Origin of the sequence: Streptomyces sp. NPDC048504 (assembly GCF_043200035.1) — a bacterium.
Taxonomy (GTDB): Bacteria; Actinomycetota; Actinomycetes; order Streptomycetales; family Streptomycetaceae; genus Streptomyces.
Window position 1 is genome coordinate 250,058 of the sequence record NZ_JBICXA010000016.1, and the last position, 18,220, is coordinate 268,277.

Annotated in this window: 15 protein-coding genes; 5 read left to right on the forward strand and 10 right to left on the reverse strand. The window is 70.3% G+C overall.

Annotated elements, in window-relative coordinates; genetic code table 11:
• Window positions 1–74 precede the first annotated feature (74 nt).
• The 5 genes from ACGFY9_RS34895 to ACGFY9_RS34915 all read right to left on the reverse strand — a co-directional run bounded on the left by ACGFY9_RS34895 (window position 75) and on the right by ACGFY9_RS34915 (window position 5,896).
• Window positions 75–1,136, reverse strand: coding sequence for a M20 family metallopeptidase (locus ACGFY9_RS34895; RefSeq protein ID WP_393760986.1), 1,062 nt, complete (start codon window positions 1,134–1,136; stop codon window positions 75–77).
• 251 nt (window positions 1,137–1,387) lie between these two features.
• On the reverse strand, window positions 1,388–2,833 hold the full coding sequence (argG, locus tag ACGFY9_RS34900) for an argininosuccinate synthase (protein WP_033280510.1): 1,446 nt from the start codon (window positions 2,831–2,833) through the stop codon (window positions 1,388–1,390).
• A gap of 126 nt (window positions 2,834–2,959) precedes the next feature.
• Entirely contained in the window at window positions 2,960–3,961 is a 1,002-nt protein-coding gene (locus tag ACGFY9_RS34905; RefSeq protein WP_393760886.1) for an ABC transporter substrate-binding protein, read from the reverse strand.
• Between the two features lie 58 nt (window positions 3,962–4,019).
• On the reverse strand, window positions 4,020–5,081 hold the full coding sequence (locus ACGFY9_RS34910; protein ID WP_393760888.1) for an ABC transporter permease: 1,062 nt from the start codon (window positions 5,079–5,081) through the stop codon (window positions 4,020–4,022).
• A complete protein-coding gene (locus ACGFY9_RS34915; RefSeq protein WP_393760890.1) occupies window positions 5,078–5,896 on the reverse strand; it encodes an ATP-binding cassette domain-containing protein in 819 nt (272 codons plus the stop codon). Before ACGFY9_RS34915 ends, ACGFY9_RS34910 begins: the two co-directional genes overlap by 4 nt.
• A gap of 159 nt (window positions 5,897–6,055) precedes the next feature.
• Between ACGFY9_RS34915 and ACGFY9_RS34920 the strand changes: the two genes are divergently transcribed.
• Window positions 6,056–7,090, forward strand: a complete 1,035-nt coding sequence (locus ACGFY9_RS34920) for a LacI family DNA-binding transcriptional regulator (RefSeq protein WP_393760892.1) — start codon at window positions 6,056–6,058, stop codon at window positions 7,088–7,090.
• A 39-nt stretch (window positions 7,091–7,129) separates the two neighbouring features.
• On the opposite strand, the gene ACGFY9_RS34925 is transcribed toward ACGFY9_RS34920, so the two are convergent.
• Window positions 7,130–7,345: a DUF4177 domain-containing protein gene (locus ACGFY9_RS34925; RefSeq protein ID WP_329264014.1), complete on the reverse strand. Its 216-nt coding sequence runs from the start codon at window positions 7,343–7,345 to the stop codon at window positions 7,130–7,132.
• 275 nt (window positions 7,346–7,620) lie between these two features.
• Here ACGFY9_RS34925 and ACGFY9_RS34930 point away from each other — a divergent pair, with 275 nt between their 5' ends.
• Window positions 7,621–8,283, forward strand: a complete 663-nt coding sequence (locus ACGFY9_RS34930) for a DUF6629 family protein (protein WP_393760894.1) — start codon at window positions 7,621–7,623, stop codon at window positions 8,281–8,283.
• Here the strand turns inward: ACGFY9_RS34930 and ACGFY9_RS34935 are convergent.
• Window positions 8,252–8,836 (reverse strand): hypothetical protein, encoded by a 585-nt coding sequence (locus tag ACGFY9_RS34935; protein ID WP_393760896.1) that lies wholly within the window; start codon window positions 8,834–8,836, stop codon window positions 8,252–8,254. The two genes, ACGFY9_RS34930 and ACGFY9_RS34935, sit on opposite strands and share 32 nt — an antisense overlap.
• An 86-nt stretch (window positions 8,837–8,922) precedes the next feature.
• On the opposite strand from ACGFY9_RS34935, the gene ACGFY9_RS34940 reads away from it, so the two are divergent.
• Window positions 8,923–9,267: a DUF6959 family protein gene (locus ACGFY9_RS34940; protein WP_393760898.1), complete on the forward strand. Its 345-nt coding sequence runs from the start codon at window positions 8,923–8,925 to the stop codon at window positions 9,265–9,267.
• Window positions 9,268–9,323: 56 nt separating this feature from the next.
• On the opposite strand, the gene ACGFY9_RS34945 is transcribed toward ACGFY9_RS34940, so the two are convergent.
• Window positions 9,324–10,814 carry an arabinose isomerase gene (locus tag ACGFY9_RS34945; protein WP_393760900.1) on the reverse strand — a complete coding sequence of 497 codons (1,491 nt, stop codon included), beginning with the start codon at window positions 10,812–10,814 and terminating at the stop codon, window positions 9,324–9,326.
• A 63-nt stretch (window positions 10,815–10,877) separates the two neighbouring features.
• A complete protein-coding gene (locus ACGFY9_RS34950; protein WP_393760902.1) occupies window positions 10,878–12,179 on the reverse strand; it encodes an MFS transporter in 1,302 nt (433 codons plus the stop codon).
• A 229-nt stretch (window positions 12,180–12,408) separates the two neighbouring features.
• On the opposite strand from ACGFY9_RS34950, the gene ACGFY9_RS34955 reads away from it, so the two are divergent.
• Window positions 12,409–16,338, forward strand: coding sequence for a glycosyl hydrolase (locus ACGFY9_RS34955; protein ID WP_393760904.1), 3,930 nt, complete (start codon window positions 12,409–12,411; stop codon window positions 16,336–16,338).
• Here the strand turns inward: ACGFY9_RS34955 and ACGFY9_RS34960 are convergent.
• A complete protein-coding gene (locus ACGFY9_RS34960) occupies window positions 16,321–17,346 on the reverse strand; it encodes a LacI family DNA-binding transcriptional regulator (protein ID WP_393760905.1) in 1,026 nt (341 codons plus the stop codon). The two genes, ACGFY9_RS34955 and ACGFY9_RS34960, sit on opposite strands and share 18 nt — an antisense overlap.
• A gap of 157 nt (window positions 17,347–17,503) precedes the next feature.
• On the opposite strand from ACGFY9_RS34960, the gene ACGFY9_RS34965 reads away from it, so the two are divergent.
• A complete protein-coding gene (locus ACGFY9_RS34965) occupies window positions 17,504–18,190 on the forward strand; it encodes a TetR/AcrR family transcriptional regulator (protein WP_393760907.1) in 687 nt (228 codons plus the stop codon).
• Window positions 18,191–18,220: the final 30 nt, after the last annotated feature.

Below are 18,220 nucleotides of genomic sequence, written 5' to 3' on the forward strand. Positions count from 1 at the left end.
CGATCCCCCGCATGGTCAAGTATGGCTCTTCGACGGCCTGTTGATGCCGCCCGAACGGACCCGGCAAACCAGGGTCAGGCGCTCCGGATCGAGTCCACCAGCCCGGCGACGAGGTGCGCCCGCTCGGCCATCGACGCGACGAGCAGATACTCGTGGTCGGCGTGGGCCCCGCCCCCGACCGCGCCCAGCCCGTCGAGCGTCGGCACCCCCAGCGCGGCCGTGAAGTTCCCGTCGCTGCCGCCGCCGACCGCCCGGCCTTCGAGCCCGGGCAGCAACCGCCGCGCCACCGCGAACAGTTCGGCCGCGGCCGACTCGGGCATCGGCGGCCGACCGACACTTCCCGCTACGGTGATCACGGCCTCGTCGAGATGAGGGGCGAGGGCGGCGAACGCGGCCTCGACCCGTTCCTTCTCGTCGGCCGACTCGACCCGCACATCCACGACGACGGTCGCCTGCGCGGGGACGACGTTGTCCAGCGTCCCCGCGGACGCGACGGTCGGCGTGACCGTCGTGCCGACCTCGGGCCGCGCCAACGCCGCGATGTCCAGCACCTGGTGGGCCGCCTCGACCAGAGCGTTGACCCCGGCCGCAGGCTCCAGCCCCGCGTGCGAGGCCCGGCCCGCGACGGAGACCTCGAACGTGCCGCATCCCTTACGGCCGGTCTTGACGCCCCCGCCGTCGGCGGCCCCCTCGACCACGAGCACGGCACCGCAGGCGAGAGCACGTTCCTCGATGAGCGCCCGGGAGGAGCGGGAACCGACCTCTTCGTCGGCGGTCACCAGGATCTCGACGCCGGAACGGTCCTCCAGCGCCGCCAGCCCGTGGATCGCCTGCACCAGACCGCCGAGCATGTCGAAGACACCGGGTCCGGTCGCCCGCCCGTCCTCGATCAGGAAGGGGCGGCGCGCGAGAGTGCCGAGCGGGAACACCGTGTCGTGGTGACCGAGGACCAGTACGCGGGGAGTGCCACCGCCGGACCAGTGGACGTGCGGCCCTCCCTCACTCTCGACGAGCACCGCCCGCCCGCCGAGCCGCGCCTCGACGACAGCGGCGACGGTTTCGGCCGATGTCCGCAGGGCATCCAGGTCACGGGAGGGGGACTCGACCTCGACGAGGGTCCGGAGGTCGTCGAGCATCGCTTCGACGCTCACGGCGATGGAGTTGTGCGTGTTCACGGAGGAAGGCTACGCGGGGACCATGGGGGAGGGCGCGACCGGGCGGCGGTCCTGACCAGGATCTGAGGCTTTCCTGCCGCCGAGCGCCGAGCGCCGAGCGCCGAACCGCCTTCCGGGCCCGAATCTCGCGCCCCGCCCCGAACCGCCGAAGGGCCGGCCCGACGCCCAACGCGTCGAACCGGCCCAACGGCGATGCGGAACCCCGGAGTTGATCAGTCCGTGCCGGACTCCATCGCGGCGCGGTCCAGGAGCGCGTCGTCCTCGGAGACCTCGCCGCGGGAGGCGATGGCCTCGGCGCCGCCCTCGGGCATGCTGCCGATGAGCCCGGTCGCGGCGGCCTGGGCGGCGCCGATCGCGGTGTTGCCGGTGCCGATCAGGCCCAGGCCGGCGTACTGCTCCAGCTTGGCGCGGGAGTCGGCGATGTCGAGGTTGCGCATGGTGAGCTGACCGATGCGGTCGACCGGGCCGAAGGCCGAGTCCTCGGTGCGCTCCATGGAGAGCTTGTCCGGGTGGTAGCTGAACGCCGGGCCCGAGGTGTCGAGCAGCGAGTAGTCCTCGCCGCGCCGCAGCCGCAGGGTGACCTCACCGGTGATCGCCGAGCCGACCCAGCGCTGCAGGGACTCCCGGACCATCAGGGCCTGCGGGTCCAGCCAGCGGCCCTCGTACATCAGACGGCCCAGGCGCCGGCCTTCGTTGTGGTACTGGGCGACGGTGTCCTCGTTGTGGATCGCGTTCACCAGGCGCTCGTAGGCCGCGTGGAGCAGGGCCATGCCCGGGGCCTCGTAGATGCCGCGGCTCTTCGCCTCGATGATCCGGTTCTCGATCTGGTCGGACATGCCCAGGCCGTGCCGGCCACCGATCGCGTTGGCCTCCATGACGAGGTCGACGGGGGAGGAGAACTCCTTGCCGTTGATCGTCACCGGGCGGCCCTGGTCGAAGCCGATCGTCACGTCCTCGGTGACGATCTCGACCGACGGGTCCCAGAAGCGGACGCCCATGATCGGCTCGACGGTCTCCACGCCCGTGTCCAGGTGCTCAAGCGTCTTGGCCTCGTGGGTGGCGCCCCAGATGTTGGCGTCGGTGGAGTACGCCTTCTCCGTGCTGTCCCGGTACGGCAGCTCGTGCGCGAGCAGCCACTCCGACATCTCCTTGCGGCCGCCGAGCTCCGTCACGAAGTCCGCGTCCAGCCAGGGCTTGTAGATCCGCAGATGCGGGTTGGCCAGCAGTCCGTAGCGGTAGAACCGCTCGATGTCGTTGCCCTTGAAGGTCGAGCCGTCGCCCCAGATCTGGACGTCGTCCTCAAGCATCGCCCGCACCAGCAGCGTGCCGGTGACGGCGCGGCCCAGCGGGGTGGTGTTGAAATAGGCGCGCCCGCCGGAGCGGATGTGGAACGCCCCGCAGGTCAGCGCTGCCAGGCCCTCCTCGACCAGCGCCGCACGGCAGTCGACCAGACGCGCGATCTCGGCGCCGTAGGCCTGCGCGCGGCCGGGCACCGAGGCGATGTCGGGCTCGTCGTACTGGCCGATGTCGGCGGTGTAGGTGCAGGGGACGGCACCCTTGTCGCGCATCCAGGCGACCGCGACGGAGGTGTCGAGTCCGCCCGAGAAGGCGATGCCGACGCGCTCGCCGGTGGGGAGGGAGGTGAGGACCTTAGACATAGGAAGATTATGCACCCTCGCGCATGGTCATGCAAAGTCCCCTTCTTGAACCCCTTTCCCGACACGCCGCTGCCGGGCACCCGTGACGCAGGAGGGCACCCGGCAGCGGCGGTGGTGGGACCGCGCTCAACACCCCGCCTTGTAGAAGTACTTGCTGATCGCGGGCTCGTTCATGTTCGCCTTGGTGATGGCGACCATGTTGGTGCCGATCGACTTCTGGACCGTCTTGCCCTCGAAGGCCGCGGCGAGCTGGTCGACGGCCTCCTTGCCGATCGCCGCCGGGTCCTGCGCGACCAGGACCTGCAGGGTGCCCGCCTTCAGCGAGGCGATCTCGTCCGGCTCGGCGTCGAACGCGGCGACCTTCACCGCGCCCTCCTTGCCTGCCTGCTTGAGGCCGGTGGCTATGCCCTGGCCGGTGTTCGTGTTGCCGGCGAAGACACCGCCCAGGTCGGGGTGGGCCGCCAGCGTCGACTGGATCTGGGAGGCCGCGGTGGCCGGCAGGTCGTTGTCGTAGAGGGTGGGCAGCATCTTGATGTCCGGGTACTTCTTCATCTCCTCCGTGAAGCCCTTGATGCGGGCGTCGGTGGTGGAGACGCCGGGCTTGACGCTGATGACGATGGCCGAGCCCTTCTCGTTCATCAGCTTGGCGAGCGCGTCGGCCGCCACCCGGCCGCCCTTCTCGTTGTCGGACGAGATCCGCGTGATGCCGACGGAGTCGTCGGTGACCGTGGTGTCCACCAGCGCGACCTTCGTGCCGGCCGACTGGATCTGCTTCAGCGACGGGGTGAGCGCGCTCGTGTCGACCGGCGAGATCAGCAGCCCGTCCGGCCGCGACGCCGCCACCGAGTCGAGCAGGGGCCGCTGCACGGAGACGTCCCACTGCGCGGAACCGTCCGCGGAGAAGTCCATGCCCTTGGCCTTGGCCTCGGTCTGCGCCGCGCAGGTCATGGTGATGTAGAAGGGGTCGCTCTTCACGCCGGTGATCAGCCGGACCTTCTTGCCGGAGGCCCCTCCTTTCGACCCCGAACTGCCGCTGTCGCTCGACGAACTGCAGGCGGCGGCGCCGGTCAGGACCAGCACGGTGCCCGCGGCGACCAGTACTTTGCGTGAGATGCGGATGCTCGACATAAGGGTGTCCTCCTGGGTCATACGAGGGTCGGGGCGAAGGCCGGGGCGAGGGTCGGGATCATGCGCGTTCCCGGGTCTTCCTGCGCATCTGGTCGATGTAGACGGCGGCGACCAGGACGACACCGACGGCGACGTCCTGCCAGTACTGCTGAACGCCGATGACGATCAGCCCGGTGGTCAGCACCGCGGGGATGAAGACGCCGATCACGGTGCCCAGCACCGAACCGCGCCCGCCGAACAGGCTGGTGCCGCCCAGGACCACGGCGGTGATCACCTTCAGGTTGTCGGTGGAGTGCCCGGCGATCGACGTCGTGCCGTACGACGCCAGCCACATCACCGCGCCAAGACCGGCAAGGAGGCCCATCAGGCCGTAGACCTTGATCAGATGGCGGCCCACCGGGATGCCCGCGCGGCGGACCGCCGTCGGGTTGGAGCCGATCGCCAGGGTGTGGCTGCCGAACTTCGTGGCGCCGAGCACCGCGCCGAACAGGGCCGTGACCACCGCGGCGAGGATCACCATCCAGGGGATGCCGAGCAACTTGCCGAATCCCAGGCTGTTCTGGAGGTGCGCGGCGGACGCGCCGGACGGGTCCTGGCCACCGGTGGCGAGTTCGGCGATGCCGAGCGCCGCGCCCAGTCCGCCCAGGGTCACGATCAGCGGCGGCACCTTCCCGGTCGCCACCACCGCGCCCTGCAGCGCGCCCCAACCCGCCCCCACGGCAAGGGCGATGACGACACAGACCGCGACCGTGAACCAGCCGGCGGTGGGGCCGCCGTGGTGGATGTTGTACTCGCCCGCGGCCACCGCCGCGAGCACCAGCACCGAGCCGATCGACAGGTCGATGCCGGCGGTGATGATCACGAACGTCATGCCGACGCCCAGCACCAGATAGATGGCCGCGTTCACGGCGATCTGCGTGATGTCGTACGTGGTGAAGAACTTGCCCGGCGCCGCGATGGTGAAGAACGCGACCAGCGCGACCAGGATCACGAACGTCCACAACTCGCTGATTCCTGCGGCCCGTCGGAGCCACGGCGGTATCGCGAGACGCCCGCTTTCCGCCGGGGGCGGCTCCTGCGCCGGGGCGGCCGGCTTGATGTCCTGGCTGTTGGCGCTCATCGCCCGTCCTCCGCTTCCGTCACGCCGGCCGGGTCGTGGTTCCCGTTCGGCGCGGGCTCGTCCAGCGATCCGGTCATGGCGCCGACGAGTTTCTCGATCGTGGCGTCGGCCGCGGTGAACGAGGCGACCCGGCGCCCCAGCCGCAGTACTTCGATCCGGTCCGCGACAGACAGCACCTCGGGCATGTTGTGGCTGATGAGGACGACGCAGATACCCCGGTCGGCGACCCTGCGGACGGTCTCCAGGACCCGGGCGCGCTGGACGACGCCCAGGGCGGCGGTCGGTTCGTCCATGAAGATGACCTTGTTGGCGAAGGCCACCGCCCGCGCCACGGCCACGGACTGCCGTTGCCCTCCTGACAACGTTGTCACGGGAGCCGTCACATCTTTCAGCTCCACGCCCAGTTCACCGAACGCCGCGATCGCCTCCCGGCGCATGGTGGGCCGGTCGAGCACGCCCAGCCGGCCGAGCATGCCTCCGCGCACAAGTTCCCTGCCGAGATAGAGATTTGACGCCGCGTCAAGATCCGGCGCCAGCGAGAGATCCTGGTAGACGGTCTCGACGCCGTGCCGTTGCGCGTCCATCGGCCCCGTGAACCGGACCGGCACCCCGTCCAGGCGCACCTCGCCCTCGTCCGGGGTGAGGACGCCGGAAAGTACGTTCACCAACGTCGACTTGCCGGCGCCGTTGTCACCGATCAATGCGACGACCTCGCCGGCGTACGCCGTGAAGTCGGCGCCCGAGAGCGCCTGGACATGGCCGAAACGCTTGACCACGCCGTGTGCCGCGAGAAGGGGTTCTCTTGCAGAGGCCATGTTGTGCCTTCTGGTTGGTATCGTTAACAGCTCGTCGATTCTGGGAGGCCCGTGGGTGGGCGTCAAGGGTCGTGAACGAACGGGGAATCGGGCGGACACCGTCGGCCCGCCGGACAGGCTCTGGTCCGGTCGCGCTGGATGACCTCGGGAGGACGCGGCGTGACCGGTCGTCCCCGTCGTCCCCGGATGAAGGACGTGGCCGCGGAAGCGGGCGTGAGTGTGATGACGGTGTCCCGGGTGGTCAACGGCGAGTCGGGCGTGGCAGCTCTCACCGCCGCCCGCGTGGAGGCCGCCGTCCGCAAGCTGGGCTATCAACGCGACGACGTGGCACGGCAGTTACGCCGTACGGACCGGTTGAGCCAGACCATCGGACTGATGGTGGACAACGTTGCCGACCCCTTCATGGCCGCCGTCGCCTCGGCCACCGAGGACGTCGCCCATCGGCGCGGCAACATGGTCCTCATCGGCTCCAGCCGCACCGACCTGCGTCGCGAACGCGAAGTCATCGCGGCCTTCACCGCCCGCCGCGTCGACGGGCTGATCCTCACCCCGGTCGCGGGCGACCACCGCGTGCTGGGCTCGGCGCAGGCGCGGGGCACGAAGATCGTGTGCGTGGACCGGGTGGCGCCCGGAGTGGACGTGGACACCGTGGTGGTGGACAACTTCGGCGCGGTACGGCAGGCCGTACGCCATCTGATCGCGCACGGCCACCGCCGCATCTGCTACCTCGGCGACAAGCCGGAGATCTGGACCTTCGGCGAACGCCACCGCGGCTATCTGGCGGCCCTGAACGCCGCGGGCATCGACGCCGATCCGGCGCTCGTACGGCACGGCTTGAGGTCCGGCGCGGACGCCGCCCGGGCCGTCACCGCGATCCTCTCCGCACCGGAGCCGCCCACGGCCGTCCTCGCGGGCAACGAGGTCCTCGCGTTCGGCGTTCGGGCCGTGCTGCCCGCCGGCGTCGCGTTCATCGCCTTCGACGACTTCGCGCTGGCCGCGCAGTTGACGCCGCCGGTGACGGTCATCGCGCAGGACCCGGTCGCCCTCGCGACTAGCGCCGCGCATCTGCTGTTCGCCCGCATCCACGGGGACACGTCACCGCCCCGCAGGGTCGTGATGCCGACCGAGCTGATCCCGCGCGGGTCGGGGGAGATCCCGGGCCCCGGCACGCCGATCACGACTCCTCGGCGCTGACGAATCCGGGCCGCCCCCGTCCCGCGTACGGCACGGGTGTTACGCGCGAGGCCGCTCGAAGGTGAGGAGCAGGCCCTCGACCGCGCCGGGGCCTATGCGGCCCTTGACGTCGGCGGCGGTGATGGCCTTGAGGCCCCAGCCGTCCTCGGCGTGCTTGTTGAGGACCTTCTCCAGCTTGTCGCCGTCCAGCGCGTCGCCGATCAGCGACTCCCGGAAGCTGACGACCTTGTACTCGAACGTGTAGGCGTTGCTCATGGCTGCGGTGTCCTCCTGTGCGTGTGCACGGTGTGCGGTGGGCGGGGTCAGCCAATCATGGGGGGACGTTCCCGCGCAGGCCGGGGGTGGTTTCGTGGCACGCCCGTCAACTGGGCCTGGGCAGCGGTGTGTTGTCCGGACCGGGCGTCGGAGTCGTACTCCCGGGTATGTCATGACCGCGCGCCGCGGCCGTCGTGTCACCCCGGACGCGGTCGGGCGGAGACGTAGCGTGGCCGGTGACCGAGGCGTACGCGAACGGATCCCGTGGAGGTGCCATGTGCTGGAGTGCGAAGGCCGACCTCGTGGCGGGCGCGGCGGTCGCCGCCGTGGGAGTGGCCTCCGTGGTCCGGGCGCGCGGGCGGACCGATCTCCCCATGGCGGCACTGCCGTTGCTGCTCGGCGCCCATCAGATCGTGGAGTCGGCGGTGTGGGCCGCCGACGGGGGCTCGGGACCGGCCACCCTCGCCTGGGCCGTCATCGCCATGCCCCTGCTCGCGGTGTGGGTCCCGGCGGGCGTGTGGTGCGCCGCGCCACGGAGGGCCCGGCCCCGGATCGGCGTGCTGGTCGCGATCGGCGCGGCGACCGCGGCGGCCCTCGCCCACGCCCTCGCCGTACACCCCGTGACGGCCGAGATCCGCGGCCACACCCTCGGCTACGTCGTGGACCTTCCCTACGCCCAACTGGTCATCGCCGGCTACCTCGTGGCGACGATCGGCTCGCTGCTCCTGTCCGGTGAGCGCGGGCTGGTGGTGCTGGGGATCCTGGTCACGGCCGGCGCGATGGTCTGCTGGACGCTGTGGGAGCTGGAGTTCGTCTCGACGTGGTGCGCGGTCGCCGCGGTGTCCTCGGTGGTCCTGTTCTTCTGGGTGAACGGCCGCGACCGGGAGCCGGGGAGACGCCCCTACGTCAGTGCGGGTCGCGGCGGGTCCACAGGCTGAGGTCGCTGCTCGTGGCGACGGCGAGGGTCTGGCCGGAGGGCGAGAAGCCGGCGGCGCGCAGTTCCGAGTAGTTGGCGTCGAAGACGTGCCACCAGGTCTCTCCGGCCTGCCCCTTGTGGATGCCGTAGCCCGTCGAGAGGACGACCCGGTCGTGCGGCCACTCGGGGCTGACGACGTCCACGGTCCAGGCGCCGGGAGCACCGCGGTGCAGACCGCCGCCGAAGAGACCGGCGATCCGTACCGGAACGCCCGCGATCGGACCGAGGCCGGGGCAGACGAGATCCGGGTGGCAGTCGGGCGTGCTCGTCTCGGGATCGGGGTCCCGGTCGCGGGCGATCTTCTCACCAGTGAACGCGTCGAACAGGCCGTGACCGTCGGTCGAGACCACCATCACGAGATCGTGCCCGGTGCCGGGATGGGTGGCGAAACCGATGCCGAGCAGGCCCCCGACAGGGGTCGTGTTGTCGAGCACCGGCTGCCAGGGCTCGGGTGCGGGCATGACGGGGGCTGCGAGGCAGCGGTCGCGCAACTGCTGCTGGTACTCGGTGAGCAAGGGGTGTCTCCTCGGTGCGGTCGGCGACGAGGATCTCTCAGGGGGGCGGCGGGAGTCGAGCCGAATGCGGTGGAGGCCTTTCACGGGTGTCGCTCTTCGGTGCCCAAGTCCTGCCGCGCGCCAAGTCGTTGGTGTCGGCCGGTGATGTCGGGTTGGATGGCTCCATGGAGCGCATAGACGCAGAGCTGTTCACTGACGGCGGGAACGACGCCGTGGTCCGTCTGCCCGGCCGCCGGTTGCCCGGTGTGCTCATCCAGGGCGACTCGCTGCACATCCTCCGCGGCGATGTGGCCGAGGTGGTGGAGGCCTGCGAGCGGGGCGACCTGGCCGAGGCGGGGGAAGCGGCGGGGCTTCTGCTGGCGGGCTTCGACGCGCTGCTGAGCCGCTACTCCGTGGCGTTGGAGAGGCACCGGATCAAGTTGCCTTACTGACAGGGGTGTTCTCCAGGCGGGTGGAGCCCCCGCACAGGTGGGTGGAAAGTCCGCGATTACGCCTCCCGGTGCTCGATCCCCAACAGGCTTGCCGCCGCCCGGAAGTCCGCCGTGTGGTGGCCCAGCGCGAGGGACCAGTGGTGTCCTACGCCCGTCGCGCTCCAGGCGTCGACCCACTCGCCGGGGTCGCGGCCGAAGTCGACGCGGCTGGTGGTGTTGCCGATCGCGAGGTGCGGGCCGGGGACGACGGTGCCCTCGGACGTGACGAAGGACAGGGTGCCGTCGGCGTCCTGGCCGAGGCCGAGGAGGGTCACGGCGCCGTGTTGGACGTCGAACTCCACGCTGACGCCCCAGCCGCGCTTGCCGTGGTAGACGCCCAGGCCGCGCAGGAGCGGGTCGCGGGCGCTGACGGCGAGGTGGGCCGGCCCGTCGTGGCCCATCTCGACCACGCCGTCCTCGAAGTCGAGGGCCTGGATCTCCGTGAAGGAACCCCCGGCACCGATGCTCTGCGTCGCCAGCTGGGCGAGGCTGGTGCGGAGTTCGTACTCCCCGGCGGCCGGTACGCCCCGGGCGGTGAGCAGAGAGGCGCCCAGGATCATGCCGGCGCCGAGGCGTTCGTGCAGTTCGCCGTCGAGGCCCCGGTGGTAGTAGGCGAGGGTGTCGAGGCCGAAGTCCTCGACGAGCCGGTCGAGGGCGACAGACACGGTCGCCCCCCATGCGAAGTCCTCGTCGACCACGCTGTCGTCCACGGCGAAGATCCGCCGGGCGAGAGCCGTACGTTCATGGGTCTCGGCCTCGCTCACCTTCTCCACCCGATGCCGTAGGTCGTCGAACTCCAGCACCTCGACATGTGAGCCGAACGTCGCCGGGAGCAGTGTCAGATCGGTCGACACGTCGAGCATGCCGGGATACAGATGTCCCATCAGTCCGTGCCGGGCATGGCGGAGCGCGGCCCGCACATGGGCCGCCCGGATCCACTGCTCGATGCGCCGCCACGCCGACTCCTGGCGCAGCCACCCCGACACCGACCGGAAGGGGATCCCGGCCCGCCGGAACACGTTGCCGACCTCGGGCACCGGGCACTGCCCGCAGTACGCGAGCCAGGCGCCCGTGTCGAAGGAGGCGTGGTCCATCCGCTCGGACGGCTGGAGATCGATGACCAGGACAGGGGTGTGCGAACGCTGGGCGATCGGCAGCACCATCGACGAGGTCAGATACGTCGTCAGGAACAGCACGATCAAGTCGCAGTCCGCGCGCCGCAGTTGCTCCGCCGCGGCCGCTCCCTCCTGGGCGTCGGAGATGAAACCGACGTCGGTCACCTCCGCGTCCATCCGCTGGAGTCGCTCGGCGACGTACGCGGACGACTCCTTCAACTGCGGGAGCAGGTCCGGGAATTGGGGCCAGTAGGCGCCGAGGCCGCCGGCCACGAGTCCGATCCGGGTGCGGCGGCGGGGCACCGGGGGGAGCAACTCGCGCAGGGCGGCGGCGCGTTCCGCGGTCATGGTCGTGGGTTCGGTGGTCACGGTCGCGGGTTCGGTCGTTGCCATGGGCGGTGTTCCTTCGGGTGCGGTGTGTGCTTTTCCTTCCGGTGTCCGGTGTCCGGTGCGCGGTCAGGTCCGGGCCACGCCCAGACCCGGCGCCGGGGCGACGGCCGTGCCGGGGGAACGCCGGATGAGGACGTGGATGACGTACACACCCGCGACCCCGGACGCCGCCATGCAGAGCGTGATCAGCCACAGCAGGAGCGACGCGCTGTAGTCCATCAGCGCGGGCGTGACGAACGCGACGCCCGCGAAGACCCCGCGGGACAGGGCGTAGGTGAGGCCCTGAGTGGTGCCACGGGTGTCCGGAGGAAGCGTGAGCTGTGACCAGACCTTGTAACTGGCCTCCCCGGCAAAGGGGTTGGAGATCTGGTACAGCACGAAGAAGACGAGCATGCCGACCAGCGCGCCGGCGGTGAGGGAGGCGATGCAGAAGGCCACGACCTGCACGACGGTGAAGACGTAGAACAGCCGGTCGCGCCAGGGGGTGTCGGCGACCCGTACGAAGACGAACGTCAGGACCAGCGCGATTGGCAGGAAGGCCAGGTTGATCCCGGTGGCCAGGCTCTGTGAGGCGCCACTCACCGTGACCAGGAGGTAGGTGCCGAACTGGCCGAAGGTGTTGGCGCCGATGCCCCAGGTGACGTAGTAGAAGAAGGTCGCGACCATCGGCAGCAGCGCGGCTCGGTTCCACACGTTCTTGAGCTCGATGCCCCGCGGGGCGGCCAGCGCGGCAGCCTCCTCCCGCTGTGCCGCCTCGGACGGCTCGGCCAGCTCCAGCCGGGCGCGGAGCAGGAAGGTGACCAGCGCGGCGACGATCAGATGGCCGGTGATGAACCGCGCCCCGACCATGCCCGTGTCCGACAGGACGTAGCCGAGGAAGATGACGACGACGATGCCCAGCACCCACATGACCTGGGTGAACGACACGAGACGCGCCCGGCCGTCCGGGGGCGCCGCGTCCGAGACGACAGCCAGGGACGTCGGCAGGTCGGCGCCGGCGGCCAGTCCCGCGACGAGCACGCCGACGAAGAGGACGATGTCGTTCGGGGCGAAGGTGATGACGATCGCGCCGATCGCGTAGCAGAGGATGTCCAGGTTGTAGACCCGGCGGCGCCCGAACATGTCGGCGAGCCGGCCGCCGACGAGGGAGCCGACGGCGATGCAGCCGGTGACGATCGCGCTGATCGCCCCGGCCATCCACACGCCCATGTCGTAGTGGTCGCGGTAGATCGCCAGGTTGACGGCGATGCTGACGATGAGCGCGGCGTCGAGATAGGAGGCCATGCCCGAGAGGGCCGCGACCTTCCACAGGTGCTTCGGGATGGGCGGTTGTTCCGCGTGTTCCGGTGCAGACGAGAATCGGATCATGATGCGGCTCCTCGCGGCTCTGGGCCGGGGTCGCAGTGAATATAGGGTTCAAAAAACGTTCCAACAACCCCTCTCGCGTTTATCCGAAGCAATCTGCGCCAAGCGGGGCCTGCCTCCTTCCCGAGCCTCGGATCCGGTGCCAACATCGCAGGTGGCGGACAACTGAGCCGACGTAAAACGTTTTTTGATCCGTGAGGGTGACCGAGCCGCACCCGGAAGGACCAACATCGTGATCTCACCCGCGCTGCAGCAGCTTTTCGACGCCCCGCCCCGGGACTTCGGCCCCACCCCGCTGTGGTGGTGGTCCGGTGCCAAGGTCACCCGCGAGCAACTCGCCTGGCAGCTGCGCCGGTTCGCGGACGGCGGCGTCCACAACCTCGTCGTCATCAACCTGGCCCCGGCCGGCCCGGCCTTCGGCGCCCGGACCGACGACCCGCCGTGGTTCGGCGAGGAGTGGTGGGACCGCTTCACCGACACCTGCCGGATCGCCCGGGACATCGGCACACGCCTGTGGTTCTACGACCAGATCGGCTTCTCCGGCGCCAACGTCCAGGGTGCCGTCACCCGCCGCCACCCTAAGGCCGCCGGCCGCGCCCTGCGCTCCCGGAGGGCAACCGTCACCGGCGGCACGATCGCACTGCGCGGAGCCGAAACCCTCGTCGCCGCCTACGACTTGGAGGGCCGCCGCCTGCCCGTGGCTCCCGGCGTCCCGGCCGCCGAGGGGACAGAGGTACGGCTCGTCGTCGCCGTCCCCACCGCCTTCGACTACTTGGACCCGCACGCCGTGGGCCTGCTGCTGGACGCCGTCCACCACGAGTACGACCGGCGCGTGCCCGAGTACCTGGGCAACGTCATCGCGGGCAGCTTCCAGGACGAGCTGCCCGGTACGAATTCCTGGAGCCATCGCTTCCCCGACGAGTTCCGTGCCCGTCGCGGCTATGACCTCCTCGACCATCTCCCCGCCCTGTTCGGCCCGGTGACCGCCCGCGCGGCGAAGATCCGCACCGACTACTACGCGGTGCGCGCCGAACTCACCGAAGAGGCGCTCTTCAAGCCCCTCGCCGCCTGGCACGACGAGCGCGGCATGCTCGTCGGCGCCGACCAGAGCCACCCCGCGCGGGCGGGCTTCCCGGCCCAGTCGACGCAGATCTACACCGACTACTTCCGCACCCACCGCTGGTACGGCGCCGCCGGCAGCGACCACCACGGTGACTCCAAGGTCCACTCCTCCATGGCCCACCTCTACGGCCACGAGCGCGTCTGGATCGAGGCGTTCCACTCCTCCGGGTGGGGCGGCACCCTGGCGGACACCTACGACTGGCTCCTGCCGTTCCTGCGCAGCGGCGCCAACCTGTACAACCCGCACGCCAGTTACTTCGGAACCGCGGGCGGCTGGTTCGAATGGGCGCCGCCCTCCACGGACTGGCGTCAGCCCTACTGGCAGCAGTACCCGGCGTTCTCCCGAGCCGTCGCCCGGATCTGCTCGATCATGTCCTGGGGCACCTACAGCGCCGACGTCGCGGTCCTGCACCCCACCGCCACCATGCAGTCCCTCATCCCGCTGGACGCCCCCGTCCAGCACTTCGGCGACGGCCGCCTCGGCGACGACCACACCGACGTCGACGAGACCCAGCGCGACTACCTGGACCTGTGCGGAACTAACAACTGGCTTGCCCCGCACGTCGGTTCACTGGACCGCCACCGCATCTCGTTCGACATCATCGACGACGCCTCCGTACAGCGCGCCACGACCGCCGAAGGAGCTCTGCACGTCACGGACTTGGCGTACCGCGCGGTGCTGCTGCCCTCGGCGAGCGTCCTGGAGGAGGAGACGGCACGCCGACTCATCCAACTCCTCGACGCGGGCGGCCGGGTGGTCGTTGTAGGCCGTGCCCCTGCGACGGCGGCCGGTCGGGCCGGTGACGACAATGTCGTCGCGGCACTGCTGAAGCATCCGCGACTGGAGCGGGCGAGCGATGCGGAGGCCGGAGCGGCGGCGGTGGCCGACCTCGCCGGTCACGCGACCGGCGAGGTGCCACTGCTCGTCAGGAGAAAGGGAGTTGAGGCGGTCGCCCTGGTGACGGGCGCCTTTCCCGACGCCCGCACGCTGCCCGGAGACGCCAACCATGAAGCGGACCCCGCGCGTTACGCCCGCCACTCGACCGTCACTGTGCACGCCGAGGTCACCGAGGCCGAGATCTGGAACCCGGCGACCGGCACCCGCCGCCCGGCCCAAGTCACCGTCTCGGAAGGCCGCTCGGCCATCGAGGTGCCACTGGAGGGCGCCCCTGCCGCCCTCGTCGTATGGCGCGAGGGCACCCCGCGGACACACCGGACGGCCGCACCAACACCCGCGCCAGAGCGGACGATTGACCTCTCGACCGGCTGGGAGGGACGCCTGGTCACCACCATGGACAACACCTGGGGCGACCTGGCCCTGCCCGCCGGTTCATCCATCGCCGAACCTCAGATCTGGACCATGCGGTGGACCGAGACCGTAGGCCCCGACGCCAACTGGCGGCAGACACGGGTGACTTACGGCAACCGGGTCCGCGTCCTCCCTCCGGTGCCGTCCGCCAAGGCCCCCGATCCACTCGACGCATCCTCCGTCGAACAGGTCCTCTCCGGAGATCTGCCCCTCACCCCCGCCGACTGGAGCGTCTCGCTGTACTCGTCGAGCCGCGGCATCCCGGACCCGGACGGCCTGCTCGGCAACAAAGGCCTCGTGGCAGAGGAGTTCGTACGTGTCCCTGTACCCGGGCCCGGTACGGTCGCCCGGGTCCGCGCGATCGTGGAGACGGACCACCGTGGCCCCGCCGAGCTGCACATCGGCGCCGCGGCCACGAAACGTGTGTGGTGGAACGGCGAGTGCCTGGACACCGGCACCGGGTATCTCGCCACCGCCCGCGTGGAGATCGGCCGAACCCGCAACGTCCTCGAATACGAGCTGGGGGACGCCCAGGACAGGCCGTTGCTGATCTCCGGCACCACGGACACTCCGTTGGGCAGCTACTTCTGTCTGACCCGCCCGGCCGGGTTCGGGCCGCGCCCGCAGTTCATGTGCCTGCCCGAGGACGTACGACCGTCCGGCGGCGTGACTTATCGGGGGCGTCTGCATGGCCCTGGACAGGCGGTACTTGTCGTGGGTGCGGCAGTCGGCGTCACCGTGCTGCTCGACGGAGCGGCCGTCGCGCGCCAGGAGAAGGTGGAGTACTACGAGTCCGACTGGGGCGCGGTGCCGATGTTCTTCCGGCATCAACTCGCCCTCGGGGACGGCGAACACATGCTGGAGGTGGTGGCCGACGCCGTCCATCCACGCGAGGCCGTGTTCGTCGACTGCGTGGCCCGCGCGGAGTCCGTCGTGAACTCCCTGGTGAGCGGCGCCGGTTGGGAGGCGGAGACGGGGGAGCGGCGCGGCCGTACCATCGAACACGAGGGCAGGTGGGGGGAGTTGCAGCACTGCTACGCCGCCGTACGACCGCACCCGTTGCCGGACACCGAGTGGCTCACCGGCGCACCGGTGCTCGGCGTCGCCGTACTGCCGCTGCGGTCCACGGACACCGTCCGCGAACGCGCCCAGCGCTTCCGCTTCACCGTGCCTCCGGGCACCGAATCGCTGGAACTGCCACTGGAGTTGCCCGCGAGGGTGCGGGTCGGTGACGGCGTCGAGACGCAGCTCGACGGCCAGTGTCTGACACTGGATCGTCCACTCCCAGCACCAACAGAGGTCGAGGTCGTCACCGCACCCACGGCACTGCTACGGGGCGGCTCCGCCTGGCGCGGACCGGTTCGCGTCCGCAGCGTGGCAGCCCAACTATCGCTGGGCGACTGGCAGTTGCTCGGATTGGGCGGCTGGAGCGGTGGTGTGACGTATTCACGGGAGGTGGAGGTACCGGCCGGGGCGGACCCGGTGCTGGATCTGGGGCGGGTGCGCGGCAGTGTGTCGGTCGTGGTCGACGGGGAGTGCGTCGGCGAGGGGTTCTGTCCTCCGTACCGCTTCCAACTCCCGGGTACCGCCGGTCGGTTGGTGCGTCTGGACGTGACCGTGAACAACACCCTGGCCCCCTACCTGGCCGAAGCCACCCCCACCGCCTGGGCCTTCCCCTCCCAGCTCTCGTCGGGGCTGCTGGGACCGGTGACGCTACGGATTCGGGACTGACAGGGGCCGAGTGGAGTCCCGTAGGACGAGGTCGGGCGCGAACACCCGTGTCTCATGGGCGTGTTCGGCGCGCGCCTCCACCTCGTCGAGGAGCATTCCTACGGCCGCTCTGCCGAGTTCCTCGACGGGTTGCCGGACTGTCGTCAGGGTCGTACCGACGAAGCTCGCGATGTCGAGGTCGCCGTAGCCGACCACCTGAATCTCCTCGGGTATTCGTACGCCCCGTTCGCCGAGTCCTCGGCAGAGGCCGGCGGCGAGGAAGTCGTTGGTGCAGAAGACACCGTCGGGCAGCTCGTCGAGAGTGCGGGCGATCTGCAGGCCGTAGGCCACCGTCATCTCGTCGGCGACGACCTGGCGGACCCGTGCCTCGCGGCGGGTGCGTACGGCCTGGCGGGCGCCCTGGTAGCGCTCGGCGCACTGCACGATGTCGCGCTCGCCGTTCACGACGAGGATGTCGCGCGCTCCGCAGTCCAGGAGGTGCTGTACGGCGACCCGGCCGCCGGCGATGTCGTCGACGGAGACGGAACAGCCGTCCTGGGCCGACAGCGCGCGGTCCGCGAGGACCAGGGGGATGCCGCGTTCGCGCAGGCGGGTGAGGCGGGTGGGGTCGGCGCCGAGCGGGACCACCACCGCGCCCACCGCCCGCTGCTCGATCAGCATCGTGAAGTAGCCCTGCTCCCGCTCGGGGGCGTCGCCGCTGTCGCAGAGCACGAGGGAGTAGCCGTGGTCGTAGGCCGCGTCGGCGGCACCGCGCGCGATGCGCGAATAGAAGGAGTTCGCCACGTCGGGCAGGACGAGGCCGATCGAGGACGAGTGCCCGGTGCGCAGGCCTGCGGCTCCTGGGTGGGGCACGTAGTCGAGTGCGGCGACCGCGTCGCGGACCCGCTCGGCGGTGCGGGCGTTGACGCGCTCGGGCCGGTTCAGGACGTTCGACACCGTGGAGACCGAGACTCCCGCGGCGGCCGCGACATCCTGGATGCGGGCGGGGCGAACCTGAATGGCGTCCACCCCCTCGCTGTGACAGCCGTGCGACCAGGCACGACGCGGTTCTCATGGGCGGCGTCAGTGTACCCCGATGGTGGTTGCAACGTTTTCTGCCGGGCGCCTTGGAGAGAGGGGTGCGGTGGCCAAACAGGCCTGTGATCAAGAGGGCTAACATGGGATTATGGCTGAGGGTTCCGGGGTTGATGCTCCGATGGAGGGCGACCGCCCGCTGAGGCGCGACGCCGCCCTCAACCGGGAGAAGATTCTGCTTGCCGCGCGGGAGGTCTTCGGCCGGCACGGGCTGCGGGTCACGCTCGACGACGTGGCCCGGCACGCGGGGGTCGGGGTCGGGACCGTGTATCGGCGATTCCCGGACAAAGAGACTCTTGTGCGGGCCCTGTTCGAGCAGGACCTCGGGATTCGGCAGGCGTCGGCGGAGCGGGCGCTCGCTCATCCCGATCCCTGGGAAGGGTTCGTGGACTTCCTGATGGAGATGGGGGCCGATCTCGCCGAGAACCGTGGCCTGCAAGAAGTGATCATGCTGGGGAGCCACAGTTCCGAGCCCATCGAGACGATGCGGGGCGGGATGCTCCCCTTCCTTGAGGCCCTGATCCAACGGGCGCAGGAGAGCGGGGACCTGCGGGCGGAGATCACTCCCTCGGACATCCCCGTCATCGTGCAAATGCTCAGCGCGGCAAGCCAGTTCACCCAGGGCAAGCGGCCCGATGTCTGGCGGCGCTACTTCGAGATCGTTCTCAATGGCATCAGACAGCGGCCCGACAACCCTCCACTGACGACACCGAGCTTGAGCAACGAGATGGTGGAGCAGGTGATGGGCCTGGTCAGGCCCGCCTCGACACACGAGTAGCAGGTCTGCCGTATGGGCAGACCTGCCACC

What these genes read in the sequence shown, in the direction of transcription:
- ACGFY9_RS34895 (WP_393760986.1), bottom strand. Translation starts at nt 1,136, where the DNA reads ATGCTCGACGACCTCCGGACCCTCGTCGAGGTCGAGTCCCCCTCCCGT.
- argG (WP_033280510.1), bottom strand. Translation starts at nt 2,833, where the DNA reads ATGTCTAAGGTCCTCACCTCCCTCCCCACCGGCGAGCGCGTCGGCATC.
- ACGFY9_RS34905 (WP_393760886.1), bottom strand. Translation starts at nt 3,961, where the DNA reads ATGTCGAGCATCCGCATCTCACGCAAAGTACTGGTCGCCGCGGGCACC.
- ACGFY9_RS34910 (WP_393760888.1), bottom strand. Translation starts at nt 5,081, where the DNA reads ATGAGCGCCAACAGCCAGGACATCAAGCCGGCCGCCCCGGCGCAGGAG.
- ACGFY9_RS34915 (WP_393760890.1), bottom strand. Translation starts at nt 5,896, where the DNA reads ATGGCCTCTGCAAGAGAACCCCTTCTCGCGGCACACGGCGTGGTCAAG.
- ACGFY9_RS34925 (WP_329264014.1), bottom strand. Translation starts at nt 7,345, where the DNA reads ATGAGCAACGCCTACACGTTCGAGTACAAGGTCGTCAGCTTCCGGGAG.
- ACGFY9_RS34930 (WP_393760894.1), top strand. Translation starts at nt 7,621, where the DNA reads ATGTGCTGGAGTGCGAAGGCCGACCTCGTGGCGGGCGCGGCGGTCGCC.
- ACGFY9_RS34945 (WP_393760900.1), bottom strand. Translation starts at nt 10,814, where the DNA reads ATGGCAACGACCGAACCCGCGACCGTGACCACCGAACCCACGACCATG.
- ACGFY9_RS34950 (WP_393760902.1), bottom strand. Translation starts at nt 12,179, where the DNA reads ATGATCCGATTCTCGTCTGCACCGGAACACGCGGAACAACCGCCCATC.
- ACGFY9_RS34965 (WP_393760907.1), top strand. Translation starts at nt 17,504, where the DNA reads ATGGCTGAGGGTTCCGGGGTTGATGCTCCGATGGAGGGCGACCGCCCG.